This window comes from Spiroplasma sp. SV19 (genome assembly GCF_030060925.1).
GTDB lineage: Bacteria > Bacillota_I > Bacilli_A > Mycoplasmatales > Mycoplasmataceae > Spiroplasma.
In genome coordinates, this window is sequence record NZ_CP045455.1 from 782,799 (window position 1) to 801,016 (window position 18,218).

Annotated in this window: 15 protein-coding genes; 3 read left to right on the forward strand and 12 right to left on the reverse strand. The window is 27.6% G+C overall.

All coding sequences use genetic code 4. The features are described 5' to 3' along the window. Nucleotides 1-9: 9 nt before the first annotated feature. On the reverse strand, nucleotides 10-3,111 hold the full coding sequence (locus E7Y35_RS03770) for an ABC transporter (RefSeq protein WP_283271656.1): 3,102 nt from the start codon (nucleotides 3,109-3,111) through the stop codon (nucleotides 10-12). 280 nt (nucleotides 3,112-3,391) lie between these two features. Between E7Y35_RS03770 and E7Y35_RS03775 the strand changes: the two genes are divergently transcribed. Beyond that, nucleotides 3,392-4,039 carry a hypothetical protein gene (locus E7Y35_RS03775; protein ID WP_283271658.1) on the forward strand — a complete coding sequence of 216 codons (648 nt, stop codon included), beginning with the start codon at nucleotides 3,392-3,394 and terminating at the stop codon, nucleotides 4,037-4,039. 130 nt (nucleotides 4,040-4,169) lie between these two features. Here the strand turns inward: E7Y35_RS03775 and E7Y35_RS03780 are convergent, their stop codons facing one another. Continuing rightward, nucleotides 4,170-5,198 carry a ribose-phosphate diphosphokinase gene (locus tag E7Y35_RS03780; protein WP_283271659.1) on the reverse strand — a complete coding sequence of 343 codons (1,029 nt, stop codon included), beginning with the start codon at nucleotides 5,196-5,198 and terminating at the stop codon, nucleotides 4,170-4,172. Between the two features lie 137 nt (nucleotides 5,199-5,335). On the opposite strand from E7Y35_RS03780, the gene E7Y35_RS03785 reads away from it, so the two are divergent. Further along, nucleotides 5,336-5,563 carry a NifU family protein gene (locus E7Y35_RS03785; RefSeq protein WP_283271660.1) on the forward strand — a complete coding sequence of 76 codons (228 nt, stop codon included), beginning with the start codon at nucleotides 5,336-5,338 and terminating at the stop codon, nucleotides 5,561-5,563. Here E7Y35_RS03785 and E7Y35_RS03790 read toward each other — a convergent pair. The 3 genes from E7Y35_RS03790 to E7Y35_RS03800 all read right to left on the reverse strand — a co-directional run bounded on the left by E7Y35_RS03790 (nucleotide 5,556) and on the right by E7Y35_RS03800 (nucleotide 7,845). After that, complete coding sequence (locus E7Y35_RS03790) at nucleotides 5,556-7,001, reverse strand: hypothetical protein (RefSeq protein WP_283271661.1); 1,446 nt, start codon at nucleotides 6,999-7,001, stop codon at nucleotides 5,556-5,558. The two genes, E7Y35_RS03785 and E7Y35_RS03790, sit on opposite strands and share 8 nt — an antisense overlap. A 60-nt stretch (nucleotides 7,002-7,061) precedes the next feature. Further along, the gene (gene rpiB / locus E7Y35_RS03795; protein ID WP_283271662.1) at nucleotides 7,062-7,493 is read right to left on the reverse strand and encodes a ribose 5-phosphate isomerase B; all 432 of its coding nucleotides are present in this window, start codon (nucleotides 7,491-7,493) and stop codon (nucleotides 7,062-7,064) included. Between the two features lie 64 nt (nucleotides 7,494-7,557). Then, entirely contained in the window at nucleotides 7,558-7,845 is a 288-nt protein-coding gene (locus tag E7Y35_RS03800; RefSeq protein ID WP_283271663.1) for a hypothetical protein, read from the reverse strand. Between the two features lie 143 nt (nucleotides 7,846-7,988). Here E7Y35_RS03800 and rpsT point away from each other — a divergent pair, with 143 nt between their 5' ends. Beyond that, nucleotides 7,989-8,240: a 30S ribosomal protein S20 gene (gene rpsT / locus E7Y35_RS03805; protein ID WP_283271664.1), complete on the forward strand. Its 252-nt coding sequence runs from the start codon at nucleotides 7,989-7,991 to the stop codon at nucleotides 8,238-8,240. A gap of 76 nt (nucleotides 8,241-8,316) precedes the next feature. On the opposite strand, the gene E7Y35_RS03810 is transcribed toward rpsT, so the two are convergent. The 7 genes from E7Y35_RS03810 to potA all read right to left on the reverse strand — a co-directional run bounded on the left by E7Y35_RS03810 (nucleotide 8,317) and on the right by potA (nucleotide 18,213). Continuing rightward, complete coding sequence (locus tag E7Y35_RS03810) at nucleotides 8,317-9,801, reverse strand: hypothetical protein (RefSeq protein WP_283271665.1); 1,485 nt, start codon at nucleotides 9,799-9,801, stop codon at nucleotides 8,317-8,319. A gap of 29 nt (nucleotides 9,802-9,830) precedes the next feature. Further along, nucleotides 9,831-10,796 carry a DNA polymerase III subunit delta gene (holA, locus tag E7Y35_RS03815; protein ID WP_283271666.1) on the reverse strand — a complete coding sequence of 322 codons (966 nt, stop codon included), beginning with the start codon at nucleotides 10,794-10,796 and terminating at the stop codon, nucleotides 9,831-9,833. Nucleotides 10,797-10,875: 79 nt separating this feature from the next. Then, nucleotides 10,876-12,927 carry a ComEC/Rec2 family competence protein gene (locus E7Y35_RS03820; protein WP_502957520.1) on the reverse strand — a complete coding sequence of 684 codons (2,052 nt, stop codon included), beginning with the start codon at nucleotides 12,925-12,927 and terminating at the stop codon, nucleotides 10,876-10,878. Between the two features lie 10 nt (nucleotides 12,928-12,937). Continuing rightward, the gene (locus E7Y35_RS03825; RefSeq protein WP_283271668.1) at nucleotides 12,938-13,444 is read right to left on the reverse strand and encodes a hypothetical protein; all 507 of its coding nucleotides are present in this window, start codon (nucleotides 13,442-13,444) and stop codon (nucleotides 12,938-12,940) included. Between the two features lie 127 nt (nucleotides 13,445-13,571). Further along, the gene (locus E7Y35_RS03830) at nucleotides 13,572-16,196 is read right to left on the reverse strand and encodes an ABC transporter permease subunit (RefSeq protein WP_283271669.1); all 2,625 of its coding nucleotides are present in this window, start codon (nucleotides 16,194-16,196) and stop codon (nucleotides 13,572-13,574) included. Beyond that, entirely contained in the window at nucleotides 16,180-17,148 is a 969-nt protein-coding gene (gene potB, locus E7Y35_RS03835; RefSeq protein ID WP_283271670.1) for a spermidine/putrescine ABC transporter permease, read from the reverse strand. Before potB ends, E7Y35_RS03830 begins: the two co-directional genes overlap by 17 nt. A gap of 12 nt (nucleotides 17,149-17,160) precedes the next feature. Then, the gene (gene potA, locus E7Y35_RS03840) at nucleotides 17,161-18,213 is read right to left on the reverse strand and encodes a spermidine/putrescine ABC transporter ATP-binding protein (protein WP_283271671.1); all 1,053 of its coding nucleotides are present in this window, start codon (nucleotides 18,211-18,213) and stop codon (nucleotides 17,161-17,163) included. Nucleotides 18,214-18,218: the final 5 nt, after the last annotated feature.

The following is an 18,218-nucleotide window of genomic DNA, read 5'->3' on the forward strand; positions in this document are numbered from 1 at the left end:
CTGGACCTCCTAATCTATTCCTTCGCGGTTATCATCATAAACATAATTTGTTCTTAACTTAACCAACTCTGCGTTATATTTTGCAAATTTAAATTTATTAGTAATTTTGTCTTTTTGCTGTTCAATAATTGAACGCAACTCACCTTCTAGGTTTTCAATTTCACGATTAATATTGGCAATTTTAGTATTAATTTTATGAATCTTAATGTTATATATTTCATCTTTTGTAATTTTTGATAATTTATAATTTTTATCTTTTTCTGCGTTTAATTCTTCTAATTGACGTTTTAATTTAGTAATGCGATCCTCAATATGACGATTAACTTGTGTTTTATTTGCCTCTAAATCTTTAATGCTATTTGCTAATATTAATAATTTTTCTTGATAAATTGCAATTACTCTTGATTCTGGTCTTATTTGTTTTAAATGATTTAATTGTTCTTTTTCTAAGTTATATTGAACAATTAATTTATTAATTTTTTTATCCTGAGGATTATCAAAAACTGTTTTCTTCGTATTGCTATTTAACTCATCAATTTTCTTTTGTAAATATGTTAGTTGTTGACGTAAAGTATACACTTTTCGTAATTTTAATTTTGAACTATTATCATTAATTGTTTGTGCTGCAAGTGTATATTGGTCTTTTAAATCATCATATTGTTCGCGTAATTTTAAAATACGCTTATAGTTTGGGTTGGTTTTCAACATTTCAATTTCTTTTCGTGCTACTTTAATTTTTTCACTTAAAGTTTCTAATTTTTGTTTTAATTTTTGTGATTTACGAATATCTTGACTATCATTTGTAATTTCAGCTTTTTGAACTAAAATAACATATTTTTGTTTAATTATTTCAAAACGGTTTCGATACACTTCAATCAATGCTTCTAATTTTTTACTTCGCACAACCGCCGGGTCTTTATATAATGAATTAATTTTATCTTCTAAATCTTTAATCTTCTGTTCACGATGTTTTTCTTCAATATATCCTTTAATTAATAAAGCATATTCTGCACTTAAATTATTAATAACACGACGACTTCTAACAAAGTCTTTTGTTACATCAATATTATCCATTGTTTCATAAATTTCTTTTAAACTAAATGTTCCAAACATTTCAATTCGACGATAAATATATGCTGTTCCTAAACCAATTCCTAAAAATATTATTAAGAAAAGCATTAATGCGCCAAAACATCCTAAAATTTCCGTATTGTACATGCTAACAATTCCTTCATTAGATGCAATTCCATACACAATATTACTCATTCCAAAAATAGTATATTTAAATGGCACAATATAACTAATTGCTTGGAAGAAGCCATTTTGTAAAATAACTGGGAAACTTCCTCCCCCGGCCGTTAAATTGAAGACAGTATAAATAATACATAAGAACCGCCCAACATTATCATCTGGCATTGAATATCAAAGTGCCTGGGTTATTGTTGTTAAGACGGTCGCGGTGACAATCATTCACATCAACATATAAACAATTGGTGAACCTAGTTTTCCATAACCAACAGCTAATAGTCCTAAGAACAACAATAACGTTTGCGCATAAGACGTTATTAACATTGTAAATCATTTTGAAAAGTAGTGTTGGTATCATTTTGCATTAGGGGTATAACTTTTTTTACGATAGATAAATGTCTGTGTAATGGCCCCAATTCATAATGAAATTGAAATAAAATATAATCCTAATCCATATCCATATGTTCCAAATTCAGAACCTTGAATATGTTTATTGACACCAGTTGATTTTGATACATTATTTAAAAAATATTGAGTTACTGATAGTAATTTTGTTTTATAATCTGAAAAGTAAACACGTTGTTCTCATCTTGGATCATTATCTTTTGGGCTTCCTAAATCAGGAAACATAATTTGAAAAGCAAGTGGCAAAATATCAACCATCTTTAATTTAACAATTCCACCAACAGAAATCATAACGTCATTTTTAATATGACCAAACATTCTGTTAACAGATTCATATAACTTAGGATTATTTTGTTTTAAATGCTGTAATGCTTTATATAAGTTTGATGGTTGGCCTGGTTTTGCTCCAGAACAAACTGTTCCATCACAATCATATGTACTAATGTTTTGAACAACAGCCATTATAAAATTATACATATTCTTTGGAATAATATAATATTCACCAAAATGAGAACTACCACCACCGTTTGAGCTTTCACCATGGTCTTGACGTGATGCTAATCAAAACATTGTTTCTGGTGCTAATGTCGCTAAAATACTACTTGCTAAACTTCCAAAACCAACTTGTAACATATTCATCATATTACCAACCATAAAACTATGCTCATATGTTGCTCAAAATTCCATCTTATTTGAACTAAAATAATCCATTGTTTTAAAGAAATCATTTTCATCATCATCAGTGAAATTTGGCTCACCAATTTGTGCTAATCCTCGCATTAATTTATAAGTATTTAAAGAATAATCAGTTGGAATTTTTAATTGTACTCAATATTTACTATTTGGAGCAAAATTAGTTTCTGCTTCTTTCAAATATTTAATTGTTACTGCAATATCACCAACTGATGTTGCCAAATTTTTTGAATTTTCATCATATTTGTTATTGTTAGTAATAACACTATCAACTAATGAAGAATAACGATAATTAAGTTCATACTTATTAGGATCAAATCCTTCACTTTGATACCATTTACTTGCTTGTCCATTACATTCTTCTGAACTTTTTGCCTCTAAATAACCAACTTTAACTGCATTATCGATAAATTCAGTTCCACCTTTAGTATTGACATAAGCCACACAAGTTGCATCATCACGGTTTACAATTGCCATTGGTACTTTTGAAATATTAGCAACCGGATCTCAAACTCCAGTAATACAAATAATTCCATACAAAAAAGACATAAAACAAATTAATAAAAATCGTAACAAATGTTTTTTATCACGGGCAATAGAATTATATAATTCTGTTTTAAAAATTCTCCCAAATGTTGCGCGTCCATCTTTAATGTTATCCATAGTTCGTTTTTTGTTAAGTTCAGGATTAACAATTTTATTCTGATCAGACGAATCGTTTGGCTCAATATTTTCGCCAAAATCTTTTTCAGTATCTTTGTTCATGTTAAAATAACCCCTTTAAATAATTACACTCATTTTTTAATCATATCATAAAAAGGGATATTAATCAATATCAAAAAAATAAATAAAATGATACACGATACAAAAACAAATTGCAAGATTTTTTTCTGTTATTTTTTAAAATTTATAAATAAATTTCAATTTTTTGGAATTGTTAGAAGTAATTATGCTCAAAAAAACTATTTTAAAAAATTCTTGTAAAAAATACCAGATTATTAAAAAATATGGTATTGTAGAAATATATATAAAAAAGAGGAACAAAATGAATACAAACAAAGTAACAACAACTTCAAACCCAACACAACAAAAAAAAATTACCGTAGAAAACCAAAAAATTTTAACTGAATTAATGGCAATGCGTTTAAATGCTACAACAATTGAACGATTATTACATTTTAAAAAAGGGCTAACACAGAGCCAAAAACAATTACTTTTATCAATTGCAAAAAATTTGACTCCAAAATCAACTTCAGAATCACCAAAAGTAAAAAAGGAAATGCCAAACAAAAAAACTAATAATAAAGAAAAAAAAGTTACAATTAAGCCCCAACAAGTTAAGCCTCCTACACAATTAGAATATATTAATGAGCATAAACATAAACGAATTACTCAAAAAATTAAAAAGACTAATTATGCAGGTAGAACAATCCCTAAACAAGAAAGTATTTCACAACCACTAGTTAAGAAAGAAATTAAGCGAACAAGCATAAAGCAAAATAATAAACCAAAAAATGTTAGTCTAAAAAAGAAAGAAATTAAAATAAAGCAACCAACTAACAATAAAAAATATCAAATTACAAAAAATAGCCCCTTCTTTGACTATGATCCTGGTTATACTAAACAATATAGTCGCCCAACAATATCGTTTTTAGTTAAAACAAATTATAAGACTTGAAATAAAATAAAATAAAAATATACCATAAATTGTTTAAAAACTACTCTATTGAAATTAAAAAGTTTAAGTTCTATTTTATAATAAAACTTAAACTTTTTAATAACTATTTTAGTATCTTATTTTCACTTAATATATTAAATGACAACTATTTTATTCCTCTAATTTTTTCTACTAATTTTTTAATTTTTTTATTACATTTTAAATAGACATCTGATAAGCTACGTTTTTCAATCATTGCTTTAATCATTTGTGAAATTAAATCAGCGATTGAAATAACTTCTAAACCATCAAATAGACGGTCTTTATTAATATCAATTGTATTTGTAACAATAACTTTTTTAACGGTTCCATCATTAAGGACTTCAGTTAGTCGTTCTTTTGCTGGTGGTGAAAAAACACCATGACAAGCTAATAAATATACTTCTTTTGCCCCATTTTGTTTTAGAGCTTTAGCAGCACTACAAATTGTTCCAGCCGTATCAATCATATCATCAACAATAAAACAAATTCGGTCTTTAACATCTCCTAAAACAAATTGAACTTCACTAACATTTGGTTTCGGGCGGCGTTTATCAATTACCGCAATATTCCCTGCCAAACTTCCTAAACGATTAGCAACATCACGAGCACGAACTAATCCACCATGGTCTGGTGAAACAATTGTTACTTCTTCAGTAATATGATCTTCTTCAATTTTGCGAATAATTGTTTTTACTAATTCTTGTGTTGATCGTAAGTCATCAACAGGCACATCAAAAAATCCCATTGATTGTGGTGAATGTAAATCAACAGTCATCACTCTTGTTGCTCCCGCTGTTGTTAACATATTAGCAACTAATTTGCAAGTAATTGGTTGACGACCACGCGCTTTACGGTCTTGTCGCGCATAACCAAAGTAAGGAATAATTACATTAATACTTTGTGCACTTCCACGTTTTAAAGCATCAATGGCAATTAATAACTCCATTAAATTTTCATTCACTGGCCATGATGTTGATTGAATAATATAAACATCTTTGCCACGAACTGAATTCATTGCTCGTACTAGAATTTCGCCATCAGCAAAACGAACAATTTCCATTTCTTCTCTTGTAACACCTAACATATTACAAATCTCATCTGCTAATTTAACTCCAGCAGACAGGCCATATATACTAAAACTTTTTTCTTCCATTAGTCCTCCTATAAAATTTTGGTATGAGATAAAAATTCAAATTGAATCCTTATTTATATTATATACTTATCCGTAATGAATTAAACAATCTTTTATTAGAAAATAATAATGATATAATAAATAATGAAGGTGATAAAATGACACAAACAAATCAAGCAAAAGATATTATTGACAATCTTCGTCCCTATATTAACCAAGATGGTGGTGACATTGAATTTGTCGAAGTTAAAGATAATATTGTTTATGTTCGATTAGCGGGAGCATGCGTTGGGTGCGGATTAATTGATTCAACAATTAAAGATGGGGTTGAACAAATTGTTAAACAAGAAATGCCCGACATTAAAGCAGTAGAAGTTATTATGTAACTTCTTTTTTTATTTGTAAATACTCTTGTAAAACTATTTTCTGATCCACTTGTTGTGGCATTGTCATCCTTACTAATTCAGTTAGTTTTTCTGCCACTTGTTTTGGCTGATAATATTCTCCACTAATAAATTTAGCAGCAAAGTAAACAACTACAATTAACAACGAACAACAAAATGCACATCCTAAATATAAAAATAAAATAACAGGTTTTAGTGTTTTTAAAAACATATCATTTTCAACAATGGGTAAAGTTCAATTTAACTCTAAATTATTAAAGATACCAAGATGATTACTAGCAAAAACACGAATTAAAAACTGTACTAAAAAAGTCATTAAAGAATTTAAGGCAGAAAAACACCCAGTTACCGGACGATTACGAATCCGATAATTTCACATAATTGCTAGTGAAAACAAAATACCAAATAAAACTCCCAAGGCAAAACCATTTAAAAGTTGTAGTCCTAACAAAATTTCTGGTACCGAAATTGTAGCGGCTAAAATAAAGTATAACCCCCAAACAGCAAACCCTAATATTAATGAATTTTTAATTCCTACTTTCTTAACAAATAAATGATAGATTAAAGCTGCTCCAATAATTTGAGCAATTCATCAAATTTCTTGGACAGAATGAAGATATTGCTCTGCAATGCTTTTACTATGATACTTAACTCAAACCTCTTGGGCTAATAGTAAGTTCAAAAAATCACCTTGACTTAATTCACGTAAAATTGCCACAAAAAATAACAAAACAAAAATAATAATAACTTTTCACCATGAAAACTTACTAAGTTGTTTTAATACCCTTGGTTGAAAAGCACCAATATTATTTTTAATTTCTGGCAAATAAAAACAAAAAATCATCGCAAATATTAATAAACCAAAAACAGTTCCAAAAATAACATAGTGTAATATTAACGGATTTTGATTAAAGTTTTTTACAAACATTAAAAAATTTGCTCCTGCCATATTAGCCAAGAAGACAACCGGTAAATTTAAAGCAATTGTTAAAAATGGATTAGTTCGATACAAATATACCTCATTAAAACTTAAATATCATATTGAATTGGTTGAAACGCCAAAACCAAAGGCAATGGTACAAGTAATCATTGCCCCTCAATTACGAGGCAAGATTAAAACTAATAAAATTCCAAAAAACATTAACCCATATGAAATTCATAACCATAATTTCCGACTACGAACCAACGCAGTAATTCATGCTCCGGGAATAAAAAAGACGGCGGCATAAAAAGAAGTGCTAACTGCAAACAAAATTGCAATTGAAGTAATATTTTTTGTAAAATCAAAGATAATAAAATTATAATTTAAAGTTAATGTGCATGATAATGCTAATCAAAAACAAAAATGTTGAACAATAAAAACTCATTGTCAAAAAGATTTTGCCCCTTTTTTAACCAAACCAATAACATAACCAATCATGACTAATATCGTTAAAAAAGGATACAAAAGCAAACTATCTCAATTATTCATAAAAATTTTTTACAATTTATTAAGTTTATCAACACGAAGCGCGTGGCGTCCCGCATCAAAAATAGTATTTAAAAATGTTTCAACAATTCATATTGCATTTTGATTAGCAATAACGCGAGCCCCCAAGGCCAAAACATTCGCATTATTATGTTCGCGTGCCAATTTAGCTAAAATTACTTCATTGCATAAAGCTGCTCTTATGCCTTTTACTTTATTAGCTGCAATTGAAATCCCAATTCCTGTTCCACAAATAACAATTCCAAGGCTATCTTTTTCTTGCATCACTTTTTCACCAACTGCTTGTCCCAAGTCTGGATAATCAACTGCCACACTACTATCTGTTCCCAAGTTAATAACTTGATAATTATGATCTGTTAAATAATTAACAAGTGCGTTTTTCATTTCCACACCAGTATGATCATTCCCAATAATAACTTTCATAATTTTTTCTCCTTTATCTATATTTTAACTATAACACATCTCCTTATTTGAAAACACTTAAAATCTAATTTCTTGCAATAACTTCAAGCAATTTTTTTGGACTCATTGGTGTCACTGTTACAACTAAACGCCTATGTTTTTCAACAACAACATATAAATTGCCCTTTAAATCATCTAATTTAATATACAAATTATTGCTTGTTTCAATCCGATCAGACGAATTGTCAATCATTTTAATAATTTTCTCTTTAATAACCCATTCATCTTCTTTTTTAAAAAATGGAATTCGTTCACGAATTCGTTGTAAACAATGAAAAGAAAAACCTAACTTGTGTTGATAATAATAACCCATATTTATTGCTCCTATTACTTTTATTATACATATAATCCAGAAAAAAGTGCTAAAATATCCAGAAAAAGTATTACTTTTCTTTACACCTTTTTATCTATTTGCTATAATTCCTTTGTGTCTTAGAAAATGAAAGGAGACCTAACATGGCTAATATTAAATCACAAATTAAAAGAGTTAAAACAAATGCAAAAGCTAATTTAGCAAATAAATCTTTTAAATCCTCAGTAAAAACTGCAATTAAAAAAGCAGAAATTGCAATTAACGCAAATGAAGCAAATGCAACAGAACTAGTTAATACAGCAATTAGTTTAATAGATAAAGCAGTTACTAAAGGAATTTATCATGCTAATAAAGCTGCTCGTGTTAAAAGCAAATTAATGCTTAAAAAAAATTAATTGCACATCCTTTTTAAATAGAGACAACGGTATTAAAATAAAAAGTTTTCATAACTAATTATGAAAACTTTTTATTTTAATTATCTTTCTTACCATCTGAATCATCTTTTTCAAAAACATTATCATCCTTAAATTCATCATCAAAAAGAGTTGGATCCATTTTGTATTTCTGACCACTCATCATTGCAGTCACTGCTTTTTGATATTCTGTGTTAGCACGAATCAATTTATTACGATCTACTTTAGGTGCTAACACAGCTAAAATAACAACCATAATTCCGGCAATTAAACCAATAATCATTGAAATAATTGTAAAAATTCGTAAAATTTGATAAGTTGTATTGTTGTATACTTCGTTTATTAAACTTTTAATTGTTGCAGCTAAATCAGAATCTGGCAATAATAACCCCCCAGTAATTTCTAACCCAGGATCATTTTTAATAATATATCCATTACTAGGAACTGAAATTTTATTGAAATATTTTTCAACCACATTTGGCAATAAAACTTGGATTAATGATAATGAAGAATATAATAAAATAACAATTGATAACACAACTGGCCAAAAACGAACCACATAATTATCTCGTTTAAAACGTTTTTTCCCTAATAATTCATATCCCAAGAAAATTCCCGGTAAAATTGATAAAATCCCAGAAAATGTTTGTAAACCAGCAGATTGCATCAATGAAAAGTTGTATTTTGAACCAAATGGAAATGCTGGTTCACTAAAATTATTATTCCCATTATGTAAAGCACTATCTGCTCCTCCACCAACAATAATTGCTGAATTTGTTCCTGGAATTGTATAAACAATCACTTTTGTATTTAAGTGAATATTTAAATAAGAAGTTAAAAATCATAAGATTACTAATAAAAGTGAAGCTAAAATCACAAAACCAGCAACAATTTTTTTCAAAAGAGGCATATATTTTGGTTTTGAAGTATAAAAATAAAATCGAGGATCTAATCGTGGTGGAACTGGCATATTAGACATTTGTTGCACCATTTGTGACATATCAAAATTATTTGGATCAGGAAAACCAGCACCCATTCCTGCCATTGCACTTGTATTTCCAACTGTTGGTCCTGATTGGTCACGTAATTCATCTAATTCTTTTTCATTAGCTTTAATTTTTAATTTATCTTTAGCATTTTCAACTGCCTTTTCGTCAGTAAAATCAGCTGTTGCATCAATTAACTCATTTGTAATAACATTTTCTCTGGTAATATAACTTTTTTCAACTTCAAAGTTTTGAACAATATATTGCACAAATTCAACATATTCTTCATCTAATGTGTTAAAAGTAGCACCATCAACTTTCTCAATTGTTTCTGACTCATTGGTAATATCGGCTAAGACTTGTGCAAATGAAAGGGTAAACTTATTATCATTTAAATTTGCATTAAATTCTTTTTCTAATGTTAATAAATTACAAATTTGCTGAATTACTAATTTTTTAAACTCCGGATTAACGATTACTTGTGCTTTAATATTATCATCATTAAATGTATTATATAATGTATAAACTATATGAGCATATAATTTATTTTCTTTCATTTGTTTCCCTCGTCTTTCTTTGCTATAGTTTAATTTATATCAAATAATTTAATTAAATACAAATCACTACTAATTTTTTTCCTTATTATACCTTTTTTTATATTATAATCAATTCAAAATAATTCCTTAATAATATTATTTGCTTTTTCAATGTTAAAGTTATGCATATGTTCAGCAATTTTTTTAACTCGAAAAGGATGAATTTGTAAGATTTCAGCAATTTGTGATGGCGTTTTCTTTAAAGCAGATAATACAATAATATCTCTTGTAAAAATAACACTATTAGTAATTAGAGCTAACAAGGCAATACTACTTAACCCGCGTTCTTGCAAATAATGATAATTAATTAAAAAATTATTTAAATCATTTTTTAATAAATCATCAACTAATTTAAAAATATCTGTATCCAAATATTTTGTCATATTATTTTCAATTAAATCATTGGTTATTACTTTATCAATTAAAAGCAATTTTTTTAACTCATTTTTAATAATATATAAATTATTTGGTAAATATTCAACTATTTTATTAATTAAATTTTGCTTGATTGTTCCATTATTTTTAATAACATAATTATCAATAAACTTTGTCAGTTCATTATACGATAAATTAGTTGCTTTTAAAACGCTCGTTAATTCCAACATTTTTTTTGTTATTTTTAAACGATTACTAATATTATTTACTGGACAAACAAAAATCATAAATGTGCTTGGATTGGGACTTATCAAATATTCCATCAAGTGCAACAAATGTTCTTTGTTATCAACTTTTGCCTTAATTTTTTCTTCGGTAATAAAATAACTATCATTAATAATGATAATTCTTTTTTCAGAAAATAATGGTATTGTATTAGCATCATTTAAAATTGTTAATAAAGAATCTTCTAAATAATTATACTCTTGTAAATCATACTCATTATCTGGATTTATTTTTTTTAAAATCTTATTCTTCTGCATTTTAATTAAAAAAGCATCTTCTCCATATATTAAAAACATTCCCCGAAACTCCTTTAAAGTGCTCTAAAAACTATGTTAAAGTAATCTTATCACAAAAATAAACAATTAAAATGTCAACTTAAAATAATTTAATCATTGTTTTTTTACCAAGAATATTAAACTGCAGATTTTGCTTACCACCAGTAAAATAAATTTGACAATTAACAGCTTGCAAATTTTGCCAAACTGTTGTAGCAGGATAGTTCTGATGTTTTGTTTTTTCACCAGAAATAAAGCAAAGCATTGGTTTTATCTTTTGCAAAAAAATAAGACTAGAACTGGTTGCTGAACCATGATGCGCAACTTGTAATAAATGAACTGGCCATAAATCTTGTGCTGCTAACACTAGTTCAATTTTTTGACTAATATCTCCCGTTAATAAAATTCTAATATTATTAATTTCAACTAAGATAACTAAACTATTATTATTTTCATCATAATCATTAACAGACTGGTGCAAAATCGTGAATTTCATTCCTCCAAATCAAATGGTTTTTAAATAAGTATCATTTTGAATAATTTTCTTAACAAAAAAATGCTTTTGCACTTCAATTAAATTATTATAATGATCGGCATGTTGATGCGAAATAAAAACTGCATCAACTCAATTAACTCCCGCTCATCTTAAATAATTACTAACTAATTGTTTTGAACGTCCACGAGCAACACCAACATCATACAAAACAGTTTTTAAAGTTCGGTTATCTTGAAGAACAATTGTTTGGCCATTGCCAACGTTTAACATTGTCATAGAATAATTAACACTAAATAAGTTATGTTGAAAACCATTATAAAGTAAAAAAACTATCAGCACAAAAGTAAATAACTTTTTTCATAAACCAATGTTGTTAATAACACTTAATAACATAACATAATATAAAACAATATAGCCAATATTGACGACACCAACATTTCAAATTAAATTAATTTTTGTGCAAAGAACAACATAGTTACTTAATAAAAAATAAAAGTACTGATAAATAAAATAACAAGGTGGTATCCAGACAATTAGGATTGAAAGTAAATAGATTAACACTAAAATTGGTGTTAGTAACAAGTTAAACAGGATACTAGAAAAATTTAGGTGATAATTAAAATACATTGTTCAACCAAGTAAGACAATAAAAATCATAAAATTATAATAAAATAATTTTTTATAAAAAGCATAATGCTTGATCTTTGACTGAGAGCTAAAAATAAATAACGTTACAGTAAAACTATATCAAAAACCACTTGATAAAAAGCTATATGGAAAAAATAATAGTACTAATAAGACACTCAAACCTCATATTTGATAGGATGATAATCTTTTTTGCAAAAAATGCGTATTAAATAACGAAAGAGTTAATAAGATGACGGCCTTAACACTTGTAAAAGAAAAGTTCAAAAGATATAGATAAAAAAATAAAAAACCATAAATAAAATAAAAGAAAATCTTTCGATGAAAAATTCGTTTAAACACTTTCTCTAAAAAATAAAATAAGATATTAATATGATATCCAGAAACAATTAGCAAATGCACGACACCCATTTTAACAAAACCATTATATAAATCAACAGTTGTTTTTGCTTTTTGACCAAACAAAATTAAGGAAATTGTATCCTTAGTTAAATCATCATAGCTGTTAAAAAATTTTGTTATTTTGGCAAGCACGCTTGTCCCTGTTTTAACTTCCATTATTTTTGTTACATTAAATTGATGGAAAATATTGTTGGCATTTAATCAATGATTAAGATTTAATTCATAAATATTAGGTGATGAAATAATAGCAGAATAATATCCTTGCAAACGAACCTGATCATGTAACTCAAAATTAATTGTTGTTTTTAAAAAATATTGTTTTCAACCAATTTGCAAATAATAGTAACCCAAGCCCTTCTTTTGAATTTGACCCGAAACAATTTGATTTTGATAAAAATTTGGCTGTTTTAAATAATAAAATAAAATTGCTGAAATAATAATTCCTAAAATCAATGCTCATAAATAAATTTTTTGTTGCTGTCAAATTAAAATAAAAATTAAAACAAAGGCAATCAAAATGATATAGTAACTATTAATTAATAACAAATAATTGAAAATAATTATTCCGCCAAGCAAGATAAAATATTCTTTCCTTAGCAAGTGAAACATCATTTTTAAATTAGAAAACACAAAATAACCTAATAATATTAAAATACTTTAAATAACTGCCACTTAAATATTGTTGTAATTTAGCAATAATAATTTCAGAAGCATTTATTTTGTCTTGTAAAATTCTAATAACTTCTCCTTGCAGAAAATTTGGCAATAAAACTTGGTTTAAAAGGGCTTGGGTTACTAACTGCCGCGGATATCATTTGATATATTGAGCCTTTGGAATCAATCCAATTGTTGTTATTTGTTGATATTTTTTTTGGAGCGTATTTTTATTAATTGGCGTAAAAGAATTAAATTTAAACTGATAATTTAATAGAATTGCTTCAATTGTTCAACCAACCATTTCCACAGGAAAACAAAAAGGGACTGGAATGATTTTTGGCTGAACTAATGGTAAATTATATTTATTTGTAAAAATTATTTTGTGATCATATTCCTGATGATTTTTTTCAATAAAATTATTAACATTACCATTTATGCGCCAAGAAAATAAAAAATAAATCAATGTCACTAAAATACCAAATAATATTGTAAAAACAAAATACCCTCTCTTTTTAACAAAAACCACCTACTTTCATTTTATTATATAATCACTCTCTTTTTATTTTCCTTGCAAGAAAAAAAGAGATAAAATATCTCTAATTCTTTCCGGCAATTAAAATATTATATTTATTTAAAAGATAGGTATCTAAGTCAGTCAGCATAAATGGACCATCAGAAATTTGTGGTTTAGCAACATATTGTTGAAGAGTTTCATCAAATCTTGCCACTGGCACATAATCACGACGATAATTAACCATTGCTCCTGATTCGGGATCATGATCATTACTGTAATAATTATAGTTATTTTCATAATCCATTACTTGTTGATAAGGTGAAGTATAATTTGCCTCTTCTGTTAAAGCTGTTGCATTTTGAATAATATAATTCATAAACTTATAAGCAAGATCCTTGTGTCGAGCATTTTTTGCTAAGACCATATTATCACTTCAAATGTTAGTTCCTTCCGTTGTTTCTGGCGTCCACTGTGCTGTTGCTCGTGGACGAGTAATAATTAATTTTGTCCCACTAGCTTCTTTTCTACTATCTGCAAATAATGTGTCAGCATAAATAGCATCACCATTATACATAAAAGCAAAATCAAAGTTTCCATCACCAACAGCATTAATTAATTCATCATTCATTAAAGCAACATTATTATGTTTCAATAGCGTTGATAATTCATTATAATCTACATTAACCTGATTTTGTGTTTCTGGTACTGGTTTAAAATAGTTTTTTTCATTAGCCAACATAAATAAATTTCGTGGATCATTATTTAATAGAACTCGTTTCTTAGCGGCAGCGGCTTGTCATAGAATATCTCATGAAATTGCATTTGAATAAACATTATTGTTAGTAACTTCATTAATAGTAATCTGATCACGATTTGATTCTGGATCTCATGTTTCACGTTGATAACCAAATTTTCCTTTAGCTTGTGCTGGTATATTATTATTTGCTTTGGCAAAAATGTTTTGTAAAAAATCTAAATTACTTTGAGTTGGATTAACAACTAATGAAACTTCTCCTCAAAAGTATGGTAAACTATAGTTTACAATTGTTTTAGTATTAGCACCAGGTTGTGCTAGCATCTTGTCAGTTACTTTAACTTCATTTTTATTTAAAATATTTAATAAACCATTATTCAGTGATGCTGCATATGTTTTATCAAAACATTTCGATTGGGTTGGATCTATATTATTTGGTACAACACAAGTTTGATAAAATTCTGGATTTATTTTTTTTACTGCAGCAACATCAATATTGAAATTATTAAAGTACTGATTACCAATTGTTCAATTAGTTGAATTACGATCATCATATGTTGAGTTAGGCTTAATAATATTAAAACTTTTATCGACATCATTTAATTTTTGATAATCAATTTCTTCTAAACGCCCTTCTTGAGCCAACTTATTAACCATATAATCACTTGGCACCATAACATCATAATGCGTTGTATATAATTTGTTATACAATGTTTCATTACTATCATAAACACTATATTTAACTTTAACATTATATTTTTTTTCAAAGTTACTAATTAGATCAGAGGTAATATAACCCCCTCAGTTTGCAACTGCCAAGTCATAAATATTATTGCTAATATAAACCCCTGTTAATAATCCAATTGACCCAACTGAAATGATTGCTAATGTAACTGGTTTTCAACTACGAGCAAGTCAACGAAATTTTTTTCGTGATATCTTGTTAATATTTTCTTTAATTTCTTGCCGTTCAATAAAGGTTTGTTTTTTATTTTTAATTCATACTAAAATTTTTTCATATTTTTTCTCTAATTTAATAATTTTTCAACGTAAATGTTCTTTTTGCTTTTCACTTTGAAATTTTTTAGCATTAAGTTGATGATAAAATAACGCCAATTTCTTTTCATAACGCATAATATCTTTATCTTTATCTTTATATGTTCCTTTTAATATGTCACGGCGTAAACGATTGTAATTAATTTTATAAATATTTCAACCATTTCAACCAATAATAACAAACGCAATAATTGCAATGCAAATGGTTCCAAAAGCATTAATAAATGGTTTAATCCGTTTCATTGTATAAATGAATGTTGCAACGTTAACATCATCACCCCCGGTGAAATATGAAATAATAAAATCATCAAAACTCATGGCAAAAGCAATTGCAGCAGCAGCAATAATTGCTGGTTTTAAAATTGGCAAAATAATTTTTCGCAATGTTTGTGATGGTTTTGCTCCTAAATCTAATGATGCTTCAAGTAATTTTGGATCAACTTTTCGTAACCGTGGTAAAACTGTAATAATTACATAAGGCACATCAAACGAAATATGAGCCATTACTAAGGTAAGCATCCCAAAGTTAGCTCCTAAGGCAATAAATAACATCATTAACGAAACAGCCGTAATAATATCGGCGTTAATTAACGGAATATTAGTAATTGATAATGTCATTTTTTGCGTAATTTTACGAGCACGACTTAACCCAATCGCAGCTAATGTTCCAATTACAACTGAAATCACTGTTGCAATAACAGCAGTAAAAACAGAAACAATAATACTTTGTAAAAATGGTTGTTCATTAGCAAGTTGCTTATATCAACGATCAGAAAAACCATTAAAGATGCTCATACTTTCACCACTATTAAATGAAAATAAAATAAGAATCATAATTGGGACATAAATAAACAACATGATTAATGCCATATAAGATGATTTAAGAAATCTTTTCATTACGACGCCCCTTTCTTGTTTCAAAATATCTTGATAATAAGTTTGATAAAACAATAATTAGAAAAACAATAATTGCTAAAATAACTGAGATTGCTGCACCAATTCCAAAATTTTCTCCTTTAAAGAAATACGATTCAATTACATCAACGATTAAGTTAATCCGACCATTCCCCATAAATTTCACAATAATTAACGAAGTTGCTGCTTGAACTAACAATAAAGTTCCTCCAGCAATAATTCCTGGAATTGATTGGCGGAAAATAACTTTTCAAAATGTTTTAAAGCCATTTGCTCATAAATCTTTGGAAGCTTCAATTAGTGATTTATCAATTTTATCTAAGCTATTATAAATTGGTAGAATCACAAATGGTAAAAAAGCATATACCATCCCAATTATGACTGAAATTGGGGTTCCCAATAGTCCGGGGGCAACAATATTAAATAAGGTTTGTAATCCAATAATTTTTAACAACATATTAATTCAAATCGGTAATGTTACTAGAATTCAAATATTTTTTGATAATAATTTCGACTTACAAAAAGCCATTACATAAGCAACCGGATATGCAATAATAATCGCAATTAAAGCGGCAATAAACGAATATCCTAAAGCTAACAGTAACGCAATTACAAACTTTCGTTCGGATAAGAAAGTTACAAAATTTTTAAAATTAATTTCAAATACTAAACTATTTCCAGTTGGTTGAATAAATGAGTATAGCAAAATAATTAGTAATGGTACAACAATTAATAAAATCATAATAATGATATAAGGTCATAAAATTGGATTTAAACCACGCTTAAATCATTTGCTTTGCTTTGCATGATAAGAAATGTTAAGATATTTTGTTCGGCATCAAGCAGAGAAATGTTGACTAAGTGATTTAATACGACTAGTTTGTTTTTTAAATCAAGTTTTAACTCTTCCTGGTGGTTTTTCTTTGTTTGCCATAATACCCTCCTCTTAATCATCAATCTCTTTTCACATAACATGAATATCTTCAACATTTCATGAAATATCAACTTTATCATCTTCTTCAACTTTATCGGTTGAATGAATTAAAAACTTACGATCTTTACATTCAACAATAATTTCTCAATGAACACCTTTAAAATTAACACTAGTTACCACCCCAGTAAAAAATCCTTTTCCAACTGGAACAATATCAATGTCTTCGGGACGAATCATAATATCAATTTGATCTTCTTTTTCACCAAAACCACGGTCAACACATTCAAACTTTTTCTCATCAAATTGTACAAAATTATCTTTTAAAAAAATAGCATTTGAAATAATATTTGAATCACCAATAAATTGTGCTGTTCAAATATTTTCTGGCTCATTATAAATTTCAGTTGGTGTTCCAACTTGTTGAATTGCGCCATCATTCATTACAATAATTCGATCAGACATTGTTAATGCTTCTTCTTGATCATGGGTTACTAAAATAAAAGTAATACCAATCTCTTCTTGCAAAGCTTTTAATTCAGCTTGCATTTTTTTCCGTAATTTTACATCTAACGCTGCCATTGGTTCATCTAATAATAGGACCTTTGGTTTATTAATTAAGGCTCGCGCCAAAGCCACCCGCTGACGTTGTCCACCTGATAATAATTCAACTGACTTATCTTCAAATCCTTCTAATCCGACTAAAAGAAGAAACTTTTTAACTTCTTTTTCCAGAATATCATATTTAGTTCGTTTAATCTTTAATCCATAAGCAATGTTATCAAAAACAGTTAAATGTGGAAATAAAGCATAATTTTGAAAAACTGTATTAACTTCTCGTTTATGAACAGGAGTTTTAAGATAGTCCTTCCCTAAAAATAATAATTCACCACTATTTGGTTGTTCAAACCCAGCAATAATTCTTAATGTTGTTGTTTTTCCACATCCGGATGGACCTAGTAACGTAACAAATTCCCCTTCCTTAATGTTTAAATTAATTCCTTTCAAAACAACTTTTCCTTCATATTGTTTTGAAATGTTACGTAGCTCTAAAATATTTTTTTCCAATGTTG